The sequence below is a fragment of the Cryobacterium sp. TmT2-59 genome, from assembly GCF_004403545.1.
GTDB lineage: Bacteria > Actinomycetota > Actinomycetes > Actinomycetales > Microbacteriaceae > Cryobacterium > Cryobacterium shii.
This window is the reverse complement of the sequence record NZ_SOGM01000100.1, coordinates 73,159-96,066: the sequence shown is the minus strand read 5'-3', so window position 1 is coordinate 96,066 and position 22,908 is coordinate 73,159. Positions and strand designations below refer to the sequence as shown.

The window sequence follows — 22,908 nt, the reverse complement described above, 5'->3', positions numbered from 1 at the left end:
GCCGGAATGCCCGTCGGTGGGGCCGCTTTCAGACCGTGGCGGCGGCAATCGACTGGTCGACGACCAGGTCGAGTTCCCCGACCGATCCGGGGCGCAGAACAAAGCCCGCCCCGGCCGCCCACCCGAGCAACGCGTCGAGCGTCGTGAAGGACTCGCCGTGCTGCACGAGGGCCCGGGTGAAGCGGCCCTTCGCCTGCTTGTTGAAGTGGTTCAGGGCGCGCGTGCGGCCGTCCGCAGTCTCGGCGAGGACGCGGAGATAGACGGAGCCGGGACGCACCGGCGCGGGCCCGAGCGCGACATAGCCCGCGGAGCGGAAGTCGAGCAGGAGCCCCTCAGACTCGGCCAGCACACGCGCGATTGACTCCGCCCAGTGCTTCTTCAGGGCGATCTCGGGCAGCTTCGAGCTGCACGAGAGGCGGTAGGCCGGAATGAGGTCCAGCGCGCCGACCGGCCCGAACAGTGCGGAGTGCACCAGCACGTGGTGCCGGGCCCAGTCGCGGTCGGCCGGCGACAGGGTGCCGGCGTCGAGGGCGTCGTAAAGCACCCCGGTGTAGCGGTCCAGCACCGGCATGGTCGGTGACGATGACAGCGCCAGATTCCGTCCGACCTCGGCGGACTGGGTGCGGCCCAGCTTCAAGGCCGCCATCATCTCATCCGGATGCCGGGCGAGCGAGCGGAGCGAACGCACAAGTACCCGCCGCTTGGATGCAAGCGACGGGTACTGGAGGGACTGCAGGTCAAGCGGTACTTCGATGCCACCGAGACGTTTTGTCTCGGACGGCGGCAGCAGGATCAGCAAGCGAACTAAACGAGCTCTGCCTTGCGTGCGACGATCGTGACCACGTTGTTGGCGACCGACAGGAAGCCGTCCGCCGCCTCGGCGACGACTTTCTCACCGCCGCTCAGGGTCACCCGAACCTCGCCACTGGCAAGGATCGCCAGCATGGGCTCGTGCCCGGGAAGGATACCGATCTGGCCCTCCACGGTGCGGGCGACCACCATGCTGGCCTCGCCGGACCAGACCTCGTGGTCGGCCGCGACGACACTGACCGTGAGCGGGGTCCCGGCCATGACTAGTCGTTCTCTTTCTGGATCTTCGCCCACTTCTCTTCGACGTCGGCGATGCCACCGACGTTGAAGAAGGCCTGTTCGGCCACGTGGTCGAAGTCGCCGTTGGCGATGGCGGTGAAGGACTCGATGGTGTCCTTGAGCGGCACCGTGGAGCCCTCGACACCCGTGAACTTCTTGGCCATGTAGGTGTTCTGCGACAGGAACTGCTGGATGCGGCGCGCGCGGGAGACGGTGACCTTGTCTTCCTCGGAGAGTTCGTCAACACCCAGGATCGCGATGATCTCCTGGAGTTCCTTGTTCTTCTGCAGGATCGCCTTGACGCGCACGGCCGTGGTGTAGTGGTCGGCGCCCAGGTAGCGGGGGTCGAGGATGCGGCTGGTCGAGGTGAGCGGGTCGACGGCCGGGTAGAGCCCCTTCGACGCGATTTCGCGCGACAGCTCGGTGGTGGCGTCGAGGTGGGCGAAGGTCGTCGCCGGCGCCGGGTCGGTGTAGTCGTCGGCAGGAACGTAGATGGCCTGCAGCGACGTGATCGAGTGGCCACGGGTCGACGTGATGCGCTCCTGGAGGATGCCCATCTCGTCTGCCAGGGTCGGCTGGTAACCTACGGCGCTCGGCATGCGGCCCAGAAGGGTCGACACCTCGGAACCGGCCTGGGTGAAGCGGAAGATGTTGTCAATGAAGAGCAACACGTCCTGCTTGGCCACGTCACGGAAGTACTCCGCCATGGTCAGGGCCGACAGGGCGACGCGCAGACGCGTTCCCGGCGGCTCGTCCATCTGGCCGAATACGAGGGCGGTCTTGTCGAAGACGCCAGCCTCTTCCATCTCGTGGATCAGGTCGTTGCCCTCACGGGTGCGCTCCCCGACACCGGCGAACACGGACACTCCACCGTGGTCCTGCGCGACGCGCTGGATCATTTCCTGGATCAGGACGGTCTTGCCGACGCCGGCTCCACCGAAGAGTCCGATCTTGCCACCGAGAACGTACGGCGTGAGAAGGTCGATGACCTTGATGCCGGTCTCGAACAGCTGGGTCTTGGACTCCAGCTGGTCGAAGGGCGGCGGCTTGCGGTGGATGGGCCAGCGCTCGGTGATTTCGATCTTTTCGCCGGGCTCCGCATTGAGCACCTCGCCAATGGCGTTGAAGACGCGGCCCTTGGTGACGTCGCCGACCGGGACAGTGATGGGGGAACCGGTGTCCCGGACCTCCTGGCCACGGACCAGACCATCGGTCGGGTTGAGCGCGATCGCGCGGATGAGGTCGTCGCCGAGGTGCTGGGCGACCTCGAGCGTGATGACGGTGGTCACATCATCGATGACGATGGTCGTCTTCAGTGCGTTGTACATGCCCGGGATCGAGTCGTGCGGGAACTCGATGTCGACGACCGGGCCCGTGACGCGGGCGATCCGGCCAACGGCGACGGAATCCACCGGTGCGTGGACTGGCGCGGATATGGTGTCAGTCATTGCTCTCTCTTCTCTGGTTTTAGTTCTTGGCGGATGAGAGCGCGTCGGCTCCACCCACGATCTCGGAAATCTGCGAGGTGATCTCGGTCTGCCGGGCGTTGTTGGACAGCCGGGTGAAGTCCTTGATCAACTTGTCCGCGTTGTCGGAGGCCGACTGCATGGCCTTCTGACGCGCGGCGTGCTCGGCTGCAGCGGACTGCAGCATGGAGTTGAAGATGCGGCTCTCGATGTAGACGGGCAGGAGCGAGTCCAGCACCGTTTCAACGTCCGGCTCGAACTCGTAGAGCGGGAGAACCTGGTTTTCACCGGGTTCCTCGACGCCCTCGACGACCTCGAGCGGAAGGAGCCGAACAACCTGGGGAACCTGGGTGACCATGCTCACGAAACGGTTGAACACCACGTGGATCTCGTCCACGCCGCCGTCGTCCGCTTCCCGGAGGAAGGCCTCGAGCAGCGCGTCGCTGATCTCGCGCGCCGTCTCGTAGTCGGGCTGGTCGGTCGAACCTGTCCAGACCTGTTCCGACGGGCGACGACGGAAGCTGAAGTACGCGACCGCCTTGCGTCCGACGAGGAAGTAGACGATGTCCTTGCCCTGGCCACGGAGCAGTTCGCTCAGCGACTCGGCTTCACGCAGCACCTGGGAGCTGAACGCCCCGGCGAGGCCACGGTCGGACGCGAAGATGACGACCGCTGCGCGTTCGATCTTCTCCGGCTCGGTCGTGAGCACGTGAGCGACATTCGAGTACGTCGCGACGGCGGAGACCGCCTGCGTGATCGCGCGGGCGAACGGTGTCGACGCCGCGACGCGGGCCTTGGCCTTCTGAATGCGCGAGGCAGAGATCAACTCCATGGCCCGAGTGATCTTCTTAGTCGTCTGGGCAGACTTGATCTTCTGCCGGTAGACCCGAAGTTGCGCTCCCATGTGTCTCCTGTGCTTCCTTGTCAGTGGGTGGGGTGGTGCGGTGGCCGTGCGAGCCTGGCCGCGCTCCCCCTGGTCCGAACGAGTTTTGTTCGTTCAGACCCGGTGGGGAACGCGACCGGGGCGCTTAGCGTCGGTGCTTGACGATCTTTTCCTGATTCACGTCTTCGACGGCGATGGCCGTGAATTCTTCCTTGCCGACCGAGGCGAGTGGCTTGCCCTCGCCGGTCTGGAAGCCCTGCTTGAACTTGTCGACCTCGAGTTCGAGCGTCGCGACGGTGGCGTCATCGAGGATGTTCGTCTCGCGCAGCGTCTTGAGGACCTCGGTGGTGCGACCCAGGTGGTCGAGCAGCCCGCGCTCGAAACGCAGAACGTCCTCGACCGGAACCTCGTCGAACTTGCCGTTCGTGCCGGCCCAGATCGAGACGACCTGATCTTCGACCGGGTACGGCGAGTACTGGGGCTGCTTGAGCAGTTCGGTCAGACGGGCGCCACGGGCCAGCTGGCGACGGCTGGTCGCGTCGAGGTCGGACGCGAACATCGCGAAGGCCTCGAGCGAGCGGTACTGGGCCAGTTCGAGCTTGAGAGTTCCGGAGACCTTCTTGATCGACTTGACCTGAGCGTCACCGCCGACTCGCGAGACCGAGATGCCCACGTCGACTGCGGGACGCTGGTTGGCGTTGAACAGGTCGGACTGCAGGAAGATCTGGCCGTCGGTGATCGAGATCACGTTGGTCGGGATGTACGCGGAGACGTCGTTGGCCTTGGTCTCGATGATCGGAAGACCGGTCATCGATCCGGCGCCGAGTTCGTCGGAGAGCTTCGCGCAACGCTCGAGCAGACGGGAGTGCAGGTAGAACACGTCGCCCGGGTATGCCTCGCGCCCCGGCGGGCGACGCAGCAGCAGCGAGACCGCACGGTAGGCCTCGGCCTGCTTGGACAGGTCGTCGAAGATGATGAGGACGTGCTTGCCGGCGTACATCCAGTGCTGGCCGATGGCCGAACCGGTGTACGGGGCGAGGTACTTGAAGCCGGCGGGGTCGGAGGCCGGGGACGCGACGATGGTCGTGTACTCCATCACGCCGGCGTCCTCGAGCGCGCCCTTGACGGCGGCGATCGTGGAACCCTTCTGGCCGATGGCGACGTAGATGCAACGAACTTGCTTGTTGACGTCGCCCGAAGCCCAGTTGGCCTTCTGGTTGATGATCGTGTCGATCGCGATGGCCGTTTTGCCGGTCTGGCGGTCACCGATGATCAGCTGACGCTGTCCGCGCCCGATCGGGATCATGGCGTCGATCGCCTTGATGCCGGTCTGCATCGGCTCGTGAACCGACTTGCGGTGCATGACGCCGGGAGCCTGGAGTTCGAGGGCACGACGGCCCTCGGTCTTGATCTCGCCGAGGCCGTCGATGGGAGCACCGAGCGGATCGACGACACGGCCGAGGTAGCCGTCGCCGACGGGTACGGAGAGAACCTCACCAGTGCGGTGCACCTCCATTCCCTCGACGATGCCGGTGAACTCGCCGAGCACGACGACGCCAATCTCGTCTTCGTCGAGGTTCTGGGCGAGGCCCAGGGTGCCGTCAGCGAATTTGATGAGCTCGTTCGCCATCACGCTGGGAAGGCCTTCGACGTGTGCGATCCCGTCGCCGGCCGTGGTGACGTAGCCAACCTCGGTCGTTGCGGTCTTGTTCGGCTCGTAGGACTTGACGAAGTCCTGGAGAGCGTCGCGGATCTCATCGGGGCTGATCGTTAGTTCTGCCATCATCTTCCCTTTTCTGTACCGGATGTACAGGTTCTGTCGTGCACGGGACGCTGCCGTCCCGAGGTGTGTGTGTTACTGGCTGAACGCTCAGCCAGCGAGCTTGCTTCGGAGGTCTTTCAGGCGGGTGGCGATGCTGCCATCGATGACGTCGTCACCGATTTGAACATGGACTCCCCCGACCAGAGCCGGGTTGACGACCTGGTTGAGCGTGAGCCGACGACCGTAACGAGCGGTGAGGCTCGTGCGGAGGCGCTCCACCTGTTCGGGCGCGAGCGTTGCGGCGGACGTGATCGTGGCGATCGAGGCCCCTGACTGGTCGGCGACGACGGATGCCGCGTAGCGCAGCAACTCGCCGATGCGGCGGCCGCGAGGCTGCTGCACGAGGTGCCGCACGATCGACAGCGTCTGTTCGGTGACCTTGCCGCCCAGCAGGGAGTTGACGAGGCCGACTTTGGCGCTCGCCTTTCCCAACTTGCTGGCCAGAGCGAGTTCGAGCTCCGCGTTGGACGAGACGGCGCTGCCGAAGGCGAACAGCTCGGCCTCGACGATCCCGTCGTCGGTCGAGGATGCGATCGAACGCAACCCGAGGTCCTCGACCCCGGCCAGCAGGTCGCTGTGACTCGACCAGCGAGTCGCAGCGACGCACTGGAGGAGCTCCAGTGCCGTGGGGGTCAGGGCCGAGGCGAACACGGCGCGAACGAGCGCCGCCTTCGCCGCGGCATCCGCTGCCGGGTCGACCAGAGCGGACAGGAGCTGCGAGGAGTCACCGATCACGCGACCGGCGTTCAACAGGCTCTCGCCCGTCGCCAGATCGGCCGTGCTGCCCTGGGCAGCCAATGCCGCCCGCGACGAGGCCAAAGCTTCTCTGGTGGCGCTTCCCATTACTTAGCTGCTTTCTCCGAGGCCTCAAGGTCGGCCAGGAAACGGTCGACGATGGCGGTGGCCTTCGCGTCGTCGGTCAGGCTTTCGCCGATGACACCGGATGCGAGGTCGATGGCCAGGGTGCCCACTTCGGAACGAAGGGACACGACTGCCGCCTGACGTTCTGCTTCAATCTGAGCCTTGGCGCTGGTGGTCACGCGAGCGGCTTCGGCCAGGGCCTGTTCCTTGTGCTCGTTGATGATCTTCTGGCCGTCGATGCGAGCGTGCTCGCGAATCTGGCCGGCCTCGGCGCGAGCGTCAGCAAGCTGGGCCGTGTACTGCTCGAGAGCAGCTTCGGCCTTGCGCTGGGCATCGTCCGCTTTCGCGATGTTGCCCTCGATGGCCTCTGCGCGGTCGTCGAGAAGCTTCTGCATCCTCGGAAGCACGAGCTTCCAGAAGAAGAACAGAATGACCACGAAAATGAGCGAGGACCAGACTATGTCGTAGACCGCGGGGAGAAGCGGATTTTCCGTCTTCTCAGCAGCAGCTGCAATCACTGCGTTAAACATCGTGCCTCCTGACTAGAGAGAAAAGAGGACTAAACGAAGATGAAGTAGGTGGCGATACCGATGAAGGCGAGCGCCTCGGTGAAGGCGATGCCGATGTACATCAGGACCTGGAGCTGGCCGGCCAGTTCGGGCTGACGAGCAACACCCTCGATGGTCTTGCCGACGACAATGCCCACGCCGATTGCCGGGCCGATTGCGGCGAGGCCGTAACCGACAGTCGCGATGTTTCCGTTGATTGCCGCGAGAACGGTTGTTGCGTCCAACGTATGGTTCCTTCCGTAGTGACGAATACAGCGAATGCCGGATTCGAGGTTTAGTGCTCCTCAGCCAGCGCGAGCTGGATGTAGACAGCGGTGAGCAGGGCAAAAATGTAGGCCTGGAGCAGCGCGATCAGCACTTCGAAGAGTGTGAACGCGAAGCCGAACACCAGGGTGCCCGCACCGAACAACTTGAACCCGCCGGTGGCGGTGAAGAAGAAGAACTGCGTCGCACTGAAGAACAGCACCAGGAGCAGGTGGCCGACGATCATGTTCATCAGCAGCCGAAGGGTCAGAGTGACCGGGCGGATGAGGAACGTCGAGATGAACTCGATCGGCGTCACGATGATGTAGAGGAACGGCGGAACTCCGGGTGGGAACAGGGCGTTCCGGAAGAAGTTCGCCGGGTTCTTCTTGACGCCGGCGTAGATGAAGGCGCTGTAAGCCACCAGCGCCAGCACCAGCGGAACTCCGATGACGGAGCTTCCGGCGATGTTGAGGAACGGGATCGGGCCGGTGATGTTGAGGAACAGGACCATGAAGAAAATGGTCGTGATCAACGGCAGGAAACGCTTGCCGTCCTTCTTGCCGAGGATGTCTTCGGCGATGTTGACCCGGGCGAAGTCCAGGCCCATCTCGACGACGCTCTGCATGCGGGTCGGAATGACCTTCATGCGGCGCGTGCCGATCCAGAAAATTAGCAGCAGCGCGGCGACTGCCAGGAAGCGGATGAGCATGATGCGATTTATTTCGAATGGCGTCCCGGCGAAGAAGATCGCTTCGGGGAAGAATTCACCAATCGTCGGACCGTGGAAGCCACCCTCATCGGTGGCAAACGGAATCATCAGGTTTACGGCGGTTTCTAGCAGCGCTTTCTCCTGTTTCGGGGCAAGAAGCTCTGCTCTCGCGATGACGAATGTGTGGCCGGATTGTTCTGCAAGAAGGCAGAAACAACACGGGACGAATCGGTCATTACCCTAGCAAGAAAAGGCCGGGAGACCGAATCGAGAGCCCGCGCTCAGTCGTCGTGTGCCGCCGTCGGCAAGGCGATGTCGCTGGCGTACGTCATTCGGCTCTTCATCAGCACGAAAACATCGACCAGGAGCGAACCGACGACTCCGGCGATGATGCTGAGGAACAGCACGACCGGCTGGATCCAGGGCTGGTCTTTGAGCAGCACCATCAGCACCAGGAAGACGACGAACTTGACCAGCCAGCCTCCCATCACGATTCCGAAGAACGCGCCGATGGCCGCGGCGGTGCCGGCGAAACGATTGGCGACCAGGATGCTGCCGGCCGTGATCCCCATGAAGACCACCGACAGCAGGGTTCCGATCAGGGCGCTCACGACGCCCTCGGCCCCCGCGGCCAGACCGCCGACCACGGCCCCGACGACGGCGATGCCGGCGGCGAGGACGCTGCCGTAGACGAGGATGCGGCGGAACACTGGAATCGAAGTGGGCTGGGCCGGACGGGGTGCCATGGTGCTCATACGTTCTCCTCGGCCGTCGTCGACGCCTCATCGAGAGGGTCGAATCGGGCGATCTCGACTGGTTGGGTGGCCGGGCTCGCAAGCTGACTGGCGGCCTCCACGGCCTTGCGCCGGCTGAGCGGAGCCAGCGTGACAAGGGTGCAGACCAGCAGTGCGAAGATCAGGAAGATCGTGGCGTACCAGGTGGGCAGGCCGAAGTACACGGGCAGTACGAAGTAGAGCAGGCAGCCGACGGATGCGGCCGCCGTCCAGCCGTAGAAGATGAGCACGGCATGCAGGTGGGAATGCCCCATGTCGAGGAGCCGGTGGTGGAGGTGTTTGCGGTCGGCACTGAAGGGCGATTTCCCGGCCCGAACCCGCCGGAACACGGCCAGGCCGAAGTCGAGCAGCGGGATGATCAGGATCGCGACCGGCAGGATGATCGGGATGAAGGCGGGGAACAGCTGGGACCGGTTGACTGCGGTGGGGTCGACCTGACCGGTGATCGCGATCGCGGAGGTGGCCATCAGCAGGCCCACCAGCAGCGCGCCGGCGTCGCCCATGAATAGTTTCGCCGGACGCCAGTTGAGCGGCAGGAACCCGACGCAGGCCCCCACCAGGATAGCGGCGATCAGGGAGGCCAGGTTGAAGTAGTTGCTCGGAGACGTGTCCCGCACGAGCAGGTAGCTGTAGACGAAGAACACGCCGTTCGCGATCAGGGCGACCCCCGCGACCAGGCCGTCGAGCCCGTCGATGAAGTTGATCATGTTCATCACGATCACAATCACGATCACGGTGATCAGGATGGACATCCAGGACGACCCGACGGTCAGCCCGCCGATCGGCAGCGACAGGACCTGCACGCCCTGCCAGGCGACGAGCCCGGCCGCGATGAACTGGCCGGCCAGCTTGGTCATCCAGTCGAGGTCCCAGAGGTCATCGGCCACGCCGAGCAGGACGATCAGCAGGGCGGCTCCGAGGATGGCGAGGATCTGCTGCGGGTCGCTGAAAATGAGCCGGAGCGGGGCGAATGCGGCGGCGATCAGGTAGGACACCCCGAAGGCGCCGACGATGCCGAGGAAGATGGCGATGCCGCCGAGGCGGGGCGTGGGCCGGGTGTGCACATCGCGTTCGCGGATCTTCGGGTACAGCTTGTAGCGGTGGCTCAGTTTGAGCACGAGGATCGAGAACCCGAAGGTGATCAAGGCCGAGACGAGGGCCAGCAGAACGAAGACGGTCATCGATTAGCCCGCGTCTGCGGCCGGGTCGGGTGCGGTGTCGCCGGCGGGCGCCGTGGACGCTTCGGCGGCGGGCTCGGCGGCGGGCTCCGAAGCAGCGGCGGGGGGCGCGAACCCGACCGGGGCAAGGGCGTCCCCGATCACGGCTTCGATCGCCGCCCGCGAGATCACGCCGTTGCGCACGATGACCACCTTGCCTCCGTTGGAGCCGTAGCCGGTGGCATCCACGATTGTCGACGAGGTGTCTCCGGCGCGGTCGCCGATCGGCTCGTAGTCGAGGCCCGCGACTCCCCCGTCGAGATAGACGGCGACATTGATGCCGAGCATGTCTTCGGCGCCGATCGCGTCGATGGCGGCGGGAAGGCCGCTCATGTTGGCGGATGACACGGCCAGGGGTCCCGTCTCGGCCAGGAGGTCGAGGGCGACCCGGTTGCTCGGCATCCGCAGTGCAACCGTGCCGCGAGTCTCGCCCAGGTCCCAGACCAGAGACGGCTGGGCGGTGAGCACGACGGTCAGGCCGCCGGGCCAGAACGCGGCGACGAGCTCACGTACGGGCGGAGGGACGTCCTGCGCGAGGGCGTCGAGGGTGGGGATGCCGGGGATGAGCACGGGCGGCGGCGAGGTGCGGTCCCGCCCTTTGGCGTCGAGGAGCCGTTGCACGGCCTCCGGGCTGAAGGCGTCGGCGGCGAGCCCGTAGACGGTGTCGGTGGGGATGACGACGAGCGCACCACGGCCGATGGCCGATCGTGCGAGTCTCATGCCGGCTGCGTATTCCGAGTCAACCGAGCAGTCATAGATGCGTGTCATTTCGACCGATTCTAGTGCAGCCACCTCCCGGGAGGCTGGCAGCCCGCCTCGTCGACCTCAGGGTCGCAGGGCGGTGGTCGCGCGGTCGCGGGTGGTGTAGTCGCGGTGGGTGGCGGGGGCACGCCAGCCGTCGGCGGCCAGGAGGGCCCGGATTTCGGCGCCCTGCAACTCGCCGTGCTCGATCACCAGCACCCCGCCCGGGCGCAGCAGGCGCAGGGCCGTGCGGGACACGTGTCGCACGACGTCGAGGCCGTCCCGGCCGCCGAACAGGGCGCGGGCCGGGTCGAAGAGGCGCACCTCCGGGTCGCGCGGGATGGCGTCCGCGGGGATGTACGGCGGGTTCGAGATGACCACGGCGACGGTTCCGTCGAGTTCGGCAAGCGCGTCGGTCAGGTCGCCGAACACGAGGGTGGCGTTGTCGGCACCGACCTCGGTGAAGTTGCGGGTGGTCCACGGGAACGCATCCGGAGAGTTCTCCACCGCCCAGACGCGGGCGTGGGGCACCTCGACCGCCATGGCCAGCGCGATCGCGCCGCTGCCGGTGCCCAGGTCCACGCCGATCGGTTCCGGGTCGGGCAGGGAACGGAGGGCGTCGATGGCGAATTGCGCCACCTGTTCGGTCTCGGGCCGAGGCACGAACACTCCGGGTCCCACGTTCAGTTCGAGGGAGCGGAACGGGGCACGGCCGGTGATGTGCTGCAACGGCTCGCGCAGAGAGCGGCGGTGAACGAGTTCCAGGATGGCCGCGGCATCCGTCTCGCTGAGGCTGGTGCGCAGGATGCCGGCGGCCTGCACCTGCCCCCGGCTCTGGGAGAGGACGTGGCCGATCAGTAGATCGGCGTCCACCTCGGCGTCGGAAATCCCGGCCGCGGAGAGTGAACGGATGGCCAGGTCGCGCATTTCGTCGACGGCGGCGGGAATGGAATGGTCGCTTGGCGGAGTTGTCACTCTTTGGAATGTAATGCACTCGCTCGCCCAATGCCGTGGCCCTAGGCTGGGCGAGGTCCTGAAAACCGATCGAAAGGCGCTCACCGATGCCCGCAAAGATTCACTCCGATATCACCGCTGCCGTCGGCGGGACCCCTCTGGTCAGACTGAACCGGCTCACCGCCGGCCTGGACGCGACCGTGCTGGTGAAGCTGGAGTTCTACAACCCCTCGGGCAGTGTGAAGGACCGGATCGGCATCGCGATCGTCGACGCCGCCGAGGCGTCGGGCGAACTGGCCCCGGGCGGCACCATCGTCGAGGGTACCAGCGGCAACACCGGCATCGCCCTGGCCATGGTGGGGGCGGCCCGCGGTTACCGGGTGATCCTGGCGATGCCGGAGACCATGAGCAAGGAGCGCCGCGTGCTGCTTCGTGCCTACGGCGCGGAAATCGTGCTCACGCCCGGTGGAGAAGGCATGCGCGGCGCCGTCACGAAGGCGGAAGAGATCGCCGCCGGCACGCCGGGGGCGATCCTCGCCCGTCAGTTCGACAACCCCGCCAACCCGGCCATCCACCGCGCGACCACGGGCGTGGAGATTTGGGACGACACCGAAGGCGCCGTGGACATCCTGGTGGCGGGCATCGGCACCGGCGGCACCATCACGGGCACCGGTCAGCTGCTCAAGGAGCGCAAACCCTCCGTTCGGGTCGTCGGGGTCGAACCGATCGACTCCCCCATCCTCACCGGCGGCAAGCCGGGGCCGCACAAGATCCAGGGCATCGGTGCCAACTTCGTGCCGAAGGTCCTCGACACCACCGTGTACGACGAGGTGACCGACGTCACCCTGGCCGACTCGCTGGCCACGGCGCGTGCCCTCGCGACCGACGAAGGCATCCTCTCCGGCATCTCCGGCGGGTCCGCGGTCTGGGCGGCCCTCGAGCAGGCCAAGCGGCCCGAGAACTCTGGCAAGACCATCGTGGCAATCCTGCCGAGCTTCGGCGAGCGGTATATCTCGACCGTTCTCTACGAAGACCTGCTGGACTAGGCGAGAAGAGGGCGGCGGAAGCAGCCGATGGGAGTCTTGTCGAGCATCCGGGAAGACGTGCTGATGGCGCGCGCCCACGACCCCGCGGCCCGCAGCAACATCGAGGTGTTCCTCGCGTACAGCGGCCTGCACGCGGTCTGGTCCTATCGGGTCGCGCACCGGCTCTGGACGGCCGGGCTGTGGCTGCCGGCCCGGCTGCTGTCCCAGTTCACCCGGTTCCTGACCGGGATCGAAATCCACCCGGGCGCCCGGATCGGGCGACGGCTGTTCATCGACCACGGCATGGGAGTGGTGATCGGTGAAACGTCGGAGATCGGCGACGACGTCATGCTTTACCACGGCGTCACGCTCGGTGGAAAATCCCGTCACGGGGTGGCCCGTGGCGAGAAGCGGCATCCGACCCTGCACGACGGCGTGACGGTCGGCGCCGGGGCCAAGATCCTCGGCCCGATCACGCTCGGCGCCTGGAGCACCGTCGGCGCCAACGCTGTGGTGACGCGGGATGCCCCGGCGAAGTCCGTGCTCCTCGGAATTCCGGCGACCGTGCAGCCGGCCAGGCCCGACACGATCGAGAGCGCGAGGGGACTGCCGCTCACCGACGACTGACGCTGCCGCTAGGGCTGCAGCCGCTCCAGGGTCCAGCCGCCCGCGGCGGCGGCCGTGAAGCGCAGGCGGTCGTGCAGCCGCGACGTTCGCCCCTGCCAGAACTCGATCGCGTGCGGCGTCACCCGGTAGCCGCCCCAGTCGTCCGGCCGGGGAATGTCCGTGTCGCCCGGGTAGCGCGCTTCCACCCGGCGCACCTGTTCCTCGAGCAGGGCACGGCTCGCGATCGGCTGCGACTGGTCGCTAGCCACAGCGGCAATGCGGGCGGCCCGCGGTCGGCGCGCGAAGTAGGCGTCGCTGGTGGCGGCATCCGTGGGGTGGGCCGTGCCGTAGACGATCACCTGGCGCTGCATCGCGAACCAGGGGAACAACAGCGATACGCCCGGATTGGCGGCCAGCGCCCGGCCCTTGTGGGAACCGTAGTTGCTGACGAATTCGAATCCGCTCCCGTCGAGGCCCTTGAGCAGCACCGTGCGACTGCTCGGCCGGCCGTCCGGGTCGACGGTGCCGACCACCATGGCGTTCGGCTCGTAGAGCCCCGCCTGCTCGGCTGCCGCCAGCCACGCGGCGAACTCGATCATCGGGTCGGGGTCGACCCCGGACTCGTTCAGGCCCACCGCGCCGTAGTCGGTGTGACTCGTCAGGGATTCCATCGGCATCCTCGCCCTCGGTTTGGGCCGGCAGAATGCGAAAGCTCCCCGGCCTGCCCCTCCAGCCTAGGAGGGACGGGGCCACAGAAAGCCTCTGATCTCGTGCGAATCATTCTGAGATCTAGTCGTGGTCGCCGATCTCGGCCAGGCGAGTGGCCTCGTCGGCGGTGATGCAGGAATCGATCACGGCCTCCAGGGCGCCGTTCATCACGGTGTCCAGGTTGTAGGCCTTGTAGCCGGTGCGGTGGTCCGCGATGCGGTTCTCGGGGAAGTTGTACGTGCGGATGCGCTCGGACCGGTCCATGGTGCGGATCTGCCCCTTGCGCACGAGGCTGGCTGCCGCGTCGATCTCTTCCTGCTGCCGGGCGAGAACGCGGGCACGCAGAACGCGCATGCCGGCTTCCTTGTTCTGCAGCTGGCTCTTCTCGTTCTGCATGGCCACGACGATGCCGGTCGGAAGGTGCGTGATGCGCACGGCGGAGTCGGTCGTGTTGACCGACTGGCCGCCGGGGCCGCTCGACCGGTACACGTCGATCTTGAGGTCGTTCGCGTTGATCTCGACCTCTTCGGGCTCGTCGACCTCGGGGAAGACGAGCACGCCGGCGGCGGAGGTGTGGATGCGTCCCTGGGACTCCGTGGCGGGCACCCGCTGAACTCGGTGCACGCCGCCCTCGTACTTCAGGTGCGCCCAGACGCCCTCTGCGGGGTCGCTCGAGTTGCCCTTGATGGCGAGCTGGATGTCCTTGATCCCGCCGAGATCGCTCGTGGTCTGCTCGATGATCTCGGTTTTCCAGCGCTTCGATTCCGCATAGTGCAGGTACATCCGGAGCAGGTCGGCGGCGAACAGTGCGGATTCCGCGCCGCCCTCCCCCATCTTGATCTCCATGATCACGTCACGGGCATCGAGCGGGTCGCGCGGGATCAGCAGACGCCGCAGCTTTTCGGCTGCGGCTTCCAGCTGTTCCGTCAACCCGGGGATCTCCGCGGCGAAGTCGGCGTCCTCGGCGGCGAGCTCGCGGGCTGCCTCGAGGTTGTCGCCGATCTCTTTCCACTCGTTCCACGCCGCGATGATGCGGCTGAGCTCGGCGTAGCGGCGGTTGACCTTCTTCGAGCGGGCCGGGTTCGCGTGCAGCTCCGGATCGGCCAGCTGAGACTGCAGCTCGTCGTGCTCAGCCAGCAGAGTCAGAACAGACTCGAACATCAGTGATCCTTGTCTGACCCGCCGAGGGTCGGCATCGACTTCTGAACCTGCATCAGGAACTCGACGTTGGACGTGGTCTCCTTGAGGCGACCGAGGATGACCTCGAGCGCCTGCTGCTGCTCGAGCCCGGCGAGGGCGCGGCGCAGCTTCCAGGTGATCTTGACTTCATCCGTGCTCATCAGCATTTCTTCACGACGGGTGCCGGATGCGTTGACATCCACCGCTGGGAAGATGCGCTTGTCAGCCAGCTGGCGCGACAGGCGGAGCTCCATGTTGCCGGTGCCCTTGAACTCCTCGAAGATGACCTCGTCCATCTTGGACCCGGTCTCGACCAGAGCGGAGGCGAGGATGGTGAGCGAGCCACCGTTCTCGATGTTGCGCGCGGCGCCGAAGAAGCGCTTGGGCGGGTACAGCGCGGAGGCGTCGACACCGCCGGAGAGGATGCGGCCCGAGGGCGGCGCGGTGAGGTTGTACGCACGGCCGAGGCGGGTGATCGAGTCGAGCAGCACGACGACGTCGTGGCCCAGTTCGACCAGGCGCTTGGCGCGCTCGATGGCGAGCTCGGCGACCGTGGTGTGGTCCTCCGCGGGGCGGTCGAAGGTGGAGGCGATGACCTCACCCTTCACCGTGCGCTGCATGTCGGTGACCTCTTCGGGACGCTCGTCGACGAGAACGACCATGAGGTGGACCTCGGGGTTGTTCGTGGCGATGGCGTTGGCGATCTGCTGCATGACGATGGTCTTGCCGGCCTTGGGCGGTGCGACGATCAGGCCGCGCTGGCCCTTTCCGATCGGGGCGACGAGATCGATGATGCGCTGCGTGAGCTTCCCCGGCTCGGTCTCGAGCCGCAGGCGCTCCTGCGGGTAGAGCGGGGTGAGCTTCTGGAACTCAACCCGGTTGGCGGCTTCCTCGACGGTCAGGCCGTTGATGGAGTCGACCTTGACGATCGCGTTGTACTTCTGGCGGCCGCTCTGGTCACCCTCGTGCGGCTGGCGGATGGCACCGACAACGGCGTCACCCTTGCGCAGGTTGTACTTCTTGACCTGGCCGAGCGACACGTAGACGTCGCTGGCCCCCGGCAGGTAGCCGGAGGTGCGCACGAAGGCGTAGTTATCGAGCACGTCGAGGATGCCCGCGACCGGGATCAGCACATCGTCGTCGTTCAGCTCCGGCTCGAAGTCGTCGCCCGTGGTCACGCCGCGACGCTTGCGGTCACGGAAACGGTTGCGGTTGCTGCGGCTGTTCAGGTCGTCGTCCGGGCCGTTGCGGTCCTGGCCGACGTTGCGGTCCTGACCCTGACGGTCCTGGCCCTGGCGGTCCTGGCGGTCCTGACCCTGACGGTCCTGGCCCTGGCGGTCCTGGCCCTGACGGTCCTGACGGTCCTGACCCTGACGGTCCTGTCCCTGACCCTGACCCTGTCGGTCCTGACGGTCCTGTCCCTGACGGTCCTGGCCCTGACGGTCCTGGCCCTGCGCCTGACGTTCCTGGCCGCGGTCGGCCTGATTGTCCTGGTTCTGCTGGCGGTTGCCGGCCTGACGCTGGTTCTGCTGGCGTCCGGTGTCCTCGCCGCGCTCGGCGCCACCCTGGCTGCGGTCGGCGCCCTGGTTGCGGTCGCCGCCGCGGCTGCGGTTGCGGTTGCGTCCCTGACGGGGCTGTTCGGCCTGCTCGGTCTCTTCGACCTGCTCGGTCGCCTCGGCCTTTTCGACCTCGGCCGGCTCGGCAGGCGTGGTTTGCTCGATGACGTTCGGAGCCTCGGCGGCGAGCTCATCGGCGGTGTTGCGGGCGTCGATGCTGCTGCGGGCGTCGATGGCGTTGCGGGCGGTCCCGTTACGGGCTCCGCCGCGCGAGCTGCTGCGACGCGAACGGCCGGAGCCGGTCGCCGTTTCGGCTTCGGCGGGTGCTTCAGCCGCAGTCTCCGGGGCTGCCTCGACGGCGGCCTCAGGCTGGAAGGCCGCGGTCTCCACCGTGCCGGTCGCCACTGCTGCGGTCTCAGGTGCGGCGGATTCGGCGGCGCCGGTCTCCGTGGCGGCCTCGGCGGCAGCGGCGGCCTTGACCGTGACGGAGGTGGCACGCTTGCGGGCCTGGCGAACGGGCTTTTCGGCGGCCGGGGTGGTCGGCTCGGTCGTCACCGAGTCGGCGGAGGGGCCGGCATACGTGGTGGGGGCCGTGGTGCGGCGCTTGGTGGTGGAGTCCGCGACGATGATGCCGATGCCCAGGTCACCGTCAGCGTTGACGTGCGCCACGGCTGGTGCCGCGGTCGCGGTGGTGGCGCGGCGGGAGACCCGCTTGCGCGGTGCCGTGGCAACGGCAGCGTCGGCGGCCGGCGCGGCGAAATCGCCCGCGGCACCGGCGGAGTCGGAGGAAACCGGGGGACCGGAGATCACTGGGGCGTCCGGGGCGAACTCAGCCGCGGGGGTGTTCCGAGCCTGTTCCGCAGTGATAGCGTCCACGAGCTCTCCCTTACGGAGTTTGGAAGCGCCCGGGATGCCCAGTTCGAGCGCCAGAGCCTGAAGCTCGGCAACGCGAAGGGTGGAGAGGCGCGAGGAATCCGTACCGAGGGTACGAAGGTTGACGTCAGTCACGAAAATTGTCCTTTCCCCTGGCGACATACGTGCGTACCAGGGAAGCTGTTGCAGCGTCTCACGCGCTGCGGGTGGTCCAATCCCAAAATGATGTGGATTGAAGTGAACACACACAGCTACGCATAGATGATGCGATAGCAGTGAGTTACAGGGAATGCACCGGAGAAGGGACTCGCGCGTTAAGCGTGTCCATCGGGTACCCCTTGACTCTAGCAGAACCGACAGATCGCGCGGACACGCGGAGCTCCGGCGTGTCCCGGCGTCTCCTACCCCGTCCCGCACCCCCTGCTCCCGCGAGCCTCCCCGCCCGGAACGAATTCGACGGAGTTTTTGCCCAAATCAGAGTCAAAACCCCGAAAATCGCCTATCTAGAGCAACATCTCCGTCGAATTGGTTCAAGGCGCTCGGACGAAGGTTGGACGTGGGGTGCGGGACGGAGGCGCGGGGCTTTAGGCGTCGGTGCGGGTGACCGTCGCGCCCAGGGAGTCGACGGCGAGCATGAGAGCCTGCCACGGCGTCTCCGACTCGGCGGCGACCAGATCCGCGGCCACGAGACGCTGGCCCGGGTCGCTGGCCAGAACGAGGATCGACGGACCGGCGCCGGAGACGACGGCGGCGAAGCCGTGGTCGCGCAGCAGCGTGATCAGACGGCTGGTCTCGGGCATCGCGGCGGCGCGGTAGCTCTGGTGGAGCTTGTCCTCGGTGGCTGCCAGCAGCAGTTCCGGGCTCTGGATCAGCGCGGCGATCAGCAGGGCCGACCGGGACACGTTGAAGACGGCGTCCTCGTGCGGCACCGTTTCCGGCTGCAGGCTGCGCGCCAGCGCGGTGGACATGGCGTGCTCGGGCACGAAAACGAGCGGCTTGACGCCGCGGTGCACCATCAGCTTTTTGTGCCGCGGTCCCTCCGGGGCCATCCAGGCGATGGTGAGACCGCCGAAGAGCGCCGGCGCGACGTTGTCCGGGTGGCCTTCCATCTCAGTGGCGAGGGCGAGCAGCGCCTCCGCGTCGATATCGACGATGCCCTCGAGCAGGCCCTTGGCGGCCATGATGCCCGACACGATGGCGGCGCCCGAGGAGCCCATGCCCCGCCCGTGCGGGATGACGTTGTGCGCGACCAGGTTCAGGCCCGGAAGCTCCTGGCCGTAGGCGGCGAAGGTGTGGATGATGGCGCGCACGACGAGGTTGGTCTCGTCGGTCGGCACCTCTCCCGCGCCCACGCCCTGCACCTCGACGAAGACGCCGGGTTCGTCCCGAACGCTGACATCGAGGTGGTCGTAGTGCGCCAGGGCCAGGCCGAGGGTGTCGAAACCCGGGCCGAGGTTAGCCGTGGTGGCCGGGACCTGCACCGTGACGGAGCGACCGGCCAGCGCCGACCGGCCGGAGACGGCCTCGGCGATGGTCATTTCTGAACCAGCCCGAGGACGCTCGCGATTTCGGCGGTGTCGACCGGCACGATGGTCGGCTTCACGTCGGAGCCATCCGCCGTGCGCAGGGCCCACTGCGGGTCCTTGAGGCCGTGGCCGGTGACGGTGAGCACCACGGTCGAGCCGGCGGGGATGAGTCCGGCCTCGGCCCGCTCGAGCAGGCCGGCGACGCTGATCGCGGAGGCGGGCTCGACGAAGATGCCGACCTCGGCGGAGAGGATGCGGTAGGCCTCGAGGATCTTCTCGTCGCTGATCGCGCCGAAGTACCCGTCGGTCAGGGTGCGGGCGGCCAGGGCCAGGTCCCAGGATGCGGGGTTGCCGATGCGGATGGCGCTGGCGATGGTCTCCGGGTGGTCGACGCGGTGGCCGAGCACGATCGGGGCGCTGCCGGAAGCCTGGAATCCGAACATCCGGGGCAGCTTCGTGGTGGCGCCGCGCTCGAGTTCCTCGGTGTAGCCGCGCGTGTACGCGGTGTAGTTGCCGGCGTTGCCGACGGGGACGATGTGGATGTCCGGGGCGTCTTCCAGCACCTCGACGACCTCGAAGGCCGCCGTCTTCTGGCCCTCGATGCGGTCGGGGTTGACCGAGTTGACCAGGTGCACGGGGTAGTTCGCGGACAGGTCGCGGGCGATGTCGAGACAGTCGTCGAAGTTGCCCTGCACCTGCAGCAGCTGCGCGTTGTGCGCGATGGCCTGGCTGAGCTTGCCCATGGCGATCTTGCCCTCGGGGACGAGCACGACGGCCTGGATGCCGGCGTAGGCCGCGTAGGCGGCGGCCGAGGCGGAGGTGTTGCCGGTGGAGGCGCAGATGACGGCCTTGGCGCCATCCTCCACGGCCTTGGAAATGGCCATGGTCATGCCGCGGTCCTTGAAGGAACCGGTCGGGTTCATGCCCTCGTACTTGACCCAGACCTTCGCACCCGTGCGGGCGGAGAGCGCGGGAGCGGGAATGAGCGGGGTGCCACCCTCGCCGAGCGTGATGATCGGCGTTGCATCCGTGATGTTCAGGCGGTCGGCGTATTCGCGCAGCACGCCGCGCCACTGCCGTGAAGCCGTCTTCACGGCGGTGTTCGGCAGGGACTCTCGTTCGCTGGACATCAGACTCCTTCAACTCTCAAAACGGATGCGACATTGGTGACGAATTTGTGGGCCGCGAGATCGCGCACGGTGGCGGCCAGTGCCAACTCCCTGGCCTCGTGCGTTCCGATCACTAGGGTAGCCGTGGACGGGACGGCCGCGTGATTCGCGGTGCGCGGTGTGGCCTGCGTCATGGACTGCTCGACCAGGGCCAGCGACACACCGTGGTTGCTGAACACGCTGGCCAGGGCGGCGAGGACGCCGGGCTCGTCCGTGACCTCCAGGGTGACCGCGTAGCGGGTGGCGATGCTGCCGATGTCGAGCACGGGCAGGTCGGCGTGGGTGGAGGTAGCCACTCCCGGGCCGCCGGCGATGTGCCGCCGGGCCAGGGACACCAGGTCGCCGAGCACGGCGGAGGCTGTCTCCACTCCCCCGGCGCCGGCGCCGTAGAACATGAGGCTGCCGGCGGCCTCCGCCTCGACAAAGACCGCGTTGTTGCCGCCGTGCACGGCGGCGAGCGGGTGATTGCGGTGCACCATGGCCGGGTAGACCCGGGCGGAGACGCCGGGCAGTCCGGTCTCCGGGTCGACCAGGCGTTCGCAGATGGCGAGCAGCTTCACGACGTAGCCGGCCTTCCGAGCCGATTCGATCTGCGCCGGGGTGATCGCCGTGATGCCCTCGCGGTGCACCGATTCCAGCGGAACGGTCGTGTGGAAGGCGAGGCTGGCGAGGATGGCCGCCTTCTGCGCCGCGTCGAACCCCTCGATGTCGGCGGTCGGGTCGGCCTCCGCGTAGCCGAGTTCGGTGGCGAGGCGGAGGGCGTCCTCGAGGGTGTCGCCCTCGACGTCCATCCGGTCGAGGATGAAGTTGGTGGTGCCGTTGACGATGCCGAGGATGCGGTTGACCTGGTCGCCGCCGAGGCTGTCGCGCAGCGGGCGAACGATCGGGATGGCGCCGGCCACGGCCGCTTCGTAGTTGAGCTGCGCGCCGACCTGGGCGGCGGCAGCGAAGAGTTCGGGGCCGTGCGTGGCCAGCAGCGCCTTGTTGGCGGTGACGACATCCGCGCCCGAGTTGATCGCCATCAGGATGTAGCTGCGGGCCGGCTCGATGCCGCCCATCAACTCGATCACGACGTCGGCGCCGAGGATCAGGGTCTCGGCGTCGGTGGTGAAGAGCTCGCGCGGCAGGTCGACGGTGCGTTCGGCGTCGAGGTCGCGCACGAGGATGCCGACCAACTCCAGGCTCGCACCCACCCGGTTGGCGAGTTCCTCGCCGTGCTCGAGCAGCAGCCGGGCCACCTGGGCGCCGACGGAACCGCCACCGAGGAGGGCGACGCGCAGATTGCGGTATTCGATCATCGGGCGGGTTCCTTCGGTGACTTCGGTGACTTCGGTGACTTCGGTCGGGTGTCGGCGGGGTCGGCCGCCGGTGAGAACCCCGTGTCGCGGGCGAGCAGGTCGGCGACGGTCTCGCCGCGCACGAGCATCCGTGGGATGCCGCCGGCCACCGCGACCACGGCGGGCCGGCCGACGAAGTTGTAGTTGTTCGACAGCGACCAGCAGTAGGCGCCGGTCGCGGCCACCATCACCAGGTCGCCGGGGGCCACGTCACCCGGGAGGTAGTCGGCGTCGACGACGATGTCACCGCTCTCGCAGTGCTTGCCGGCCACGCGCACCAGCACGGGGTCGGTCTGCGAGGAACGATTGGCCAGGCGCACCGTGTAGTCGGCGCCGTACAGGGCCGGGCGGGCGTTGTCGCTCATGCCGCCGTCCACGCTGACGTACAGGCGCGTGTTGCCGCCCAGGTTGACGGCCTTGGTGGTGCCGACCTCGTAGAGGGTGACTCCGGCCGGGCCGATGATGGCGCGGCCCGGTTCGAACGCGACCACGGGCACCGGGATGCCGCGGGCCGCGCACTCCGCGGCGACAATGTCGGCCAGGCGGGCCGCGAGCTCGCGGATCGGGGTGGGCGTGTCGGCGGAGGTGTAGGCGATGCCGAAGCCGCCGCCCAGGTTCATTTCGGGCACGGGCCCGCCGGCCAGCAGGTCGGCGTGCACGGCCAGGAGCCGGGACGCGGACTCCGCGAAGCCGTCCGCGCCGAAGATCTGCGAGCCGATGTGGCAGTGCAGACCCAGGAAGCGCAGGCTCGGTTCGGCGCGGATACGGGCCACCAGTGCGGGCGCGTCTTCGAGCGCGACCCCGAACTTCTGGTCTTCGTGCGCGGTGGCGAGGAAGTCGTGCGTGTGCGCGTGCACACCGCTGTTCACCCGCAGGCGCACGGTCTGGCGGGCGCCGTGCCGGGCGGCGGCCTCGGCGACCCGGGAGATCTCCACCGGGCTGTCGATCACGATGGTGCCGACTCCGAGGCGGCAGGCGTCGTCGATCTCGGTCAGGGACTTGTTGTTGCCGTGGAAGCCGAGGCGGTGCGGCGGCGTTCCCGCGGCGAGGGCGACCGCGAGTTCCCCGCCGCTGCAGATGTCGATGTTGAGGCCCTCGGCCAGCATCCAGCGGGCGACCTCGGTGGAGAGGAACGCCTTGCCGGCGTAATAGATGTGCACGGTCGTGCCGATGCGGGCGAACTCGGCCTCGAATGCCTCGCGCAGGGTGGCCGCGCGAGCGCGGGCATCCGTCTCGTCGACCACATACAGGGGTGTGCCGAATTCGGCGGCCAGGGCCGAGGCGGGAACGCCGCCGATGACGAGTTCGCCCTCGGGGGCACGCAGGAGGGTGGCCGGCCAGAGGCCCCGGGCGAGCGCGTTGGCGTCGTCGGGAAGGCCGAGCCAGTCGGGGGCGAGCGGGTTGGTGGCCACGGGTGAAAACCTCACGGGAAAGAGTCGAGTGGGTGTCTCACTGAGTGGCGAGCGAACCCGGGTTGGTCCCTGAAGCCAGTGAAAGGATGCCTGCGTCTGTACGCGAGGGACCTGCCAAGATTCTAGCGAACGCCCCGGGTCCGCGCCGAATCGCGTGTCTTCGTGT

Annotated in this window: 22 protein-coding genes; 2 read left to right on the top strand and 20 right to left on the bottom strand. The window is 67.3% G+C overall.

What is annotated here, in order from left to right; genetic code table 11:
• Positions 1-28: 28 nt before the first annotated feature.
• From E3T24_RS15975 to prmC, 13 genes are all read right to left on the bottom strand, one after another.
• Entirely contained in the window at positions 29-799 is a 771-nt protein-coding gene (locus E3T24_RS15975; RefSeq protein WP_134367677.1) for a peroxide stress protein YaaA, read from the bottom strand.
• 5 nt (positions 800-804) lie between these two features.
• Positions 805-1,071 carry a F0F1 ATP synthase subunit epsilon gene (locus tag E3T24_RS15970; protein WP_134367675.1) on the bottom strand — a complete coding sequence of 89 codons (267 nt, stop codon included), beginning with the start codon at positions 1,069-1,071 and terminating at the stop codon, positions 805-807.
• A gap of 2 nt (positions 1,072-1,073) precedes the next feature.
• Positions 1,074-2,537 carry a F0F1 ATP synthase subunit beta gene (atpD, locus tag E3T24_RS15965; RefSeq protein ID WP_134367673.1) on the bottom strand — a complete coding sequence of 488 codons (1,464 nt, stop codon included), beginning with the start codon at positions 2,535-2,537 and terminating at the stop codon, positions 1,074-1,076.
• A gap of 19 nt (positions 2,538-2,556) precedes the next feature.
• Positions 2,557-3,459: a F0F1 ATP synthase subunit gamma gene (locus E3T24_RS15960; RefSeq protein ID WP_134367671.1), complete on the bottom strand. Its 903-nt coding sequence runs from the start codon at positions 3,457-3,459 to the stop codon at positions 2,557-2,559.
• 124 nt (positions 3,460-3,583) lie between these two features.
• On the bottom strand, positions 3,584-5,221 hold the full coding sequence (atpA, locus tag E3T24_RS15955) for a F0F1 ATP synthase subunit alpha (protein ID WP_134367763.1): 1,638 nt from the start codon (positions 5,219-5,221) through the stop codon (positions 3,584-3,586).
• 87 nt (positions 5,222-5,308) lie between these two features.
• The gene (locus E3T24_RS15950) at positions 5,309-6,103 is read right to left on the bottom strand and encodes a F0F1 ATP synthase subunit delta (RefSeq protein ID WP_134434860.1); all 795 of its coding nucleotides are present in this window, start codon (positions 6,101-6,103) and stop codon (positions 5,309-5,311) included.
• On the bottom strand, positions 6,103-6,651 hold the full coding sequence (locus E3T24_RS15945; protein ID WP_134434859.1) for a F0F1 ATP synthase subunit B: 549 nt from the start codon (positions 6,649-6,651) through the stop codon (positions 6,103-6,105). The genes E3T24_RS15950 and E3T24_RS15945 overlap by 1 nt, the downstream gene beginning before the upstream one ends.
• A gap of 29 nt (positions 6,652-6,680) precedes the next feature.
• On the bottom strand, positions 6,681-6,914 hold the full coding sequence (atpE, locus tag E3T24_RS15940) for an ATP synthase F0 subunit C (RefSeq protein ID WP_134367665.1): 234 nt from the start codon (positions 6,912-6,914) through the stop codon (positions 6,681-6,683).
• A gap of 50 nt (positions 6,915-6,964) precedes the next feature.
• A complete protein-coding gene (gene atpB, locus E3T24_RS15935) occupies positions 6,965-7,753 on the bottom strand; it encodes a F0F1 ATP synthase subunit A (protein ID WP_134367663.1) in 789 nt (262 codons plus the stop codon).
• Between the two features lie 173 nt (positions 7,754-7,926).
• The gene (locus tag E3T24_RS15930; RefSeq protein WP_134434858.1) at positions 7,927-8,400 is read right to left on the bottom strand and encodes a hypothetical protein; all 474 of its coding nucleotides are present in this window, start codon (positions 8,398-8,400) and stop codon (positions 7,927-7,929) included.
• Positions 8,397-9,620: an MraY family glycosyltransferase gene (locus tag E3T24_RS15925; protein WP_134434857.1), complete on the bottom strand. Its 1,224-nt coding sequence runs from the start codon at positions 9,618-9,620 to the stop codon at positions 8,397-8,399. Before E3T24_RS15925 ends, E3T24_RS15930 begins: the two co-directional genes overlap by 4 nt.
• 3 nt (positions 9,621-9,623) lie before the next feature.
• The gene (locus tag E3T24_RS15920) at positions 9,624-10,424 is read right to left on the bottom strand and encodes an L-threonylcarbamoyladenylate synthase (protein WP_134367657.1); all 801 of its coding nucleotides are present in this window, start codon (positions 10,422-10,424) and stop codon (positions 9,624-9,626) included.
• Between the two features lie 57 nt (positions 10,425-10,481).
• Entirely contained in the window at positions 10,482-11,324 is an 843-nt protein-coding gene (gene prmC / locus E3T24_RS15915; RefSeq protein ID WP_134367761.1) for a peptide chain release factor N(5)-glutamine methyltransferase, read from the bottom strand.
• A gap of 134 nt (positions 11,325-11,458) precedes the next feature.
• Between prmC and cysK the strand changes: the two genes are divergently transcribed.
• Both cysK and epsC read left to right on the top strand, forming a co-directional pair.
• Positions 11,459-12,397: a cysteine synthase A gene (cysK, locus tag E3T24_RS15910; RefSeq protein ID WP_134367655.1), complete on the top strand. Its 939-nt coding sequence runs from the start codon at positions 11,459-11,461 to the stop codon at positions 12,395-12,397.
• Between the two features lie 27 nt (positions 12,398-12,424).
• Positions 12,425-13,003: a serine O-acetyltransferase EpsC gene (gene epsC, locus E3T24_RS15905; protein WP_134367653.1), complete on the top strand. Its 579-nt coding sequence runs from the start codon at positions 12,425-12,427 to the stop codon at positions 13,001-13,003.
• 8 nt (positions 13,004-13,011) lie between these two features.
• Here epsC and pdxH read toward each other — a convergent pair whose 3' ends face one another.
• From pdxH to lysA, 7 genes are all read right to left on the bottom strand, one after another.
• Positions 13,012-13,653: a pyridoxamine 5'-phosphate oxidase gene (gene pdxH, locus E3T24_RS15900; RefSeq protein ID WP_134410654.1), complete on the bottom strand. Its 642-nt coding sequence runs from the start codon at positions 13,651-13,653 to the stop codon at positions 13,012-13,014.
• A gap of 118 nt (positions 13,654-13,771) precedes the next feature.
• A complete protein-coding gene (gene prfA / locus E3T24_RS15895; protein WP_134367649.1) occupies positions 13,772-14,851 on the bottom strand; it encodes a peptide chain release factor 1 in 1,080 nt (359 codons plus the stop codon).
• Positions 14,851-17,433, bottom strand: a complete 2,583-nt coding sequence (gene rho, locus E3T24_RS15890) for a transcription termination factor Rho (protein WP_241978721.1) — start codon at positions 17,431-17,433, stop codon at positions 14,851-14,853. The genes prfA and rho overlap by 1 nt, the downstream gene beginning before the upstream one ends.
• 449 nt (positions 17,434-17,882) lie before the next feature.
• Entirely contained in the window at positions 17,883-18,836 is a 954-nt protein-coding gene (gene thrB, locus E3T24_RS15885; protein WP_134367645.1) for a homoserine kinase, read from the bottom strand.
• Positions 18,833-19,954 (bottom strand): threonine synthase, encoded by a 1,122-nt coding sequence (gene thrC, locus E3T24_RS15880; RefSeq protein WP_134367643.1) that lies wholly within the window; start codon positions 19,952-19,954, stop codon positions 18,833-18,835. The genes thrB and thrC overlap by 4 nt, the downstream gene beginning before the upstream one ends.
• Positions 19,954-21,291, bottom strand: coding sequence for a homoserine dehydrogenase (locus E3T24_RS15875; protein ID WP_134367641.1), 1,338 nt, complete (start codon positions 21,289-21,291; stop codon positions 19,954-19,956). Before E3T24_RS15875 ends, thrC begins: the two co-directional genes overlap by 1 nt.
• Entirely contained in the window at positions 21,288-22,742 is a 1,455-nt protein-coding gene (lysA, locus tag E3T24_RS15870) for a diaminopimelate decarboxylase (protein WP_134367759.1), read from the bottom strand. The genes E3T24_RS15875 and lysA overlap by 4 nt, the downstream gene beginning before the upstream one ends.
• Positions 22,743-22,908 lie beyond the last annotated feature (166 nt).

Excerpts from the sequence above, each read along its gene's own strand:
- atpA (WP_134367763.1), bottom strand. The coding sequence starts at position 5,221 with ATGGCAGAACTAACGATCAGCCCCGATGAGATCCGCGACGCTCTCCAG.
- E3T24_RS15950 (WP_134434860.1), bottom strand. The coding sequence starts at position 6,103 with ATGGGAAGCGCCACCAGAGAAGCTTTGGCCTCGTCGCGGGCGGCATTG.
- prmC (WP_134367761.1), bottom strand. The coding sequence starts at position 11,324 with ATGCGCGACCTGGCCATCCGTTCACTCTCCGCGGCCGGGATTTCCGAC.
- cysK (WP_134367655.1), top strand. The coding sequence starts at position 11,459 with ATGCCCGCAAAGATTCACTCCGATATCACCGCTGCCGTCGGCGGGACC.
- E3T24_RS15945 (WP_134434859.1), bottom strand. The coding sequence starts at position 6,651 with ATGTTTAACGCAGTGATTGCAGCTGCTGCTGAGAAGACGGAAAATCCG.
- E3T24_RS15925 (WP_134434857.1), bottom strand. The coding sequence starts at position 9,620 with ATGACCGTCTTCGTTCTGCTGGCCCTCGTCTCGGCCTTGATCACCTTC.
- atpD (WP_134367673.1), bottom strand. The coding sequence starts at position 2,537 with ATGACTGACACCATATCCGCGCCAGTCCACGCACCGGTGGATTCCGTC.
- thrC (WP_134367643.1), bottom strand. The coding sequence starts at position 19,954 with ATGTCCAGCGAACGAGAGTCCCTGCCGAACACCGCCGTGAAGACGGCT.
- atpB (WP_134367663.1), bottom strand. The coding sequence starts at position 7,753 with ATGATTCCGTTTGCCACCGATGAGGGTGGCTTCCACGGTCCGACGATT.
- thrB (WP_134367645.1), bottom strand. The coding sequence starts at position 18,836 with ATGACCATCGCCGAGGCCGTCTCCGGCCGGTCGGCGCTGGCCGGTCGC.
- prfA (WP_134367649.1), bottom strand. The coding sequence starts at position 14,851 with ATGTTCGAGTCTGTTCTGACTCTGCTGGCTGAGCACGACGAGCTGCAG.
- E3T24_RS15875 (WP_134367641.1), bottom strand. The coding sequence starts at position 21,291 with ATGATCGAATACCGCAATCTGCGCGTCGCCCTCCTCGGTGGCGGTTCC.
- epsC (WP_134367653.1), top strand. The coding sequence starts at position 12,425 with ATGGGAGTCTTGTCGAGCATCCGGGAAGACGTGCTGATGGCGCGCGCC.
- pdxH (WP_134410654.1), bottom strand. The coding sequence starts at position 13,653 with ATGGAATCCCTGACGAGTCACACCGACTACGGCGCGGTGGGCCTGAAC.
- E3T24_RS15960 (WP_134367671.1), bottom strand. The coding sequence starts at position 3,459 with ATGGGAGCGCAACTTCGGGTCTACCGGCAGAAGATCAAGTCTGCCCAG.
- E3T24_RS15970 (WP_134367675.1), bottom strand. The coding sequence starts at position 1,071 with ATGGCCGGGACCCCGCTCACGGTCAGTGTCGTCGCGGCCGACCACGAG.
- E3T24_RS15920 (WP_134367657.1), bottom strand. The coding sequence starts at position 10,424 with ATGACACGCATCTATGACTGCTCGGTTGACTCGGAATACGCAGCCGGC.
- E3T24_RS15930 (WP_134434858.1), bottom strand. The coding sequence starts at position 8,400 with ATGAGCACCATGGCACCCCGTCCGGCCCAGCCCACTTCGATTCCAGTG.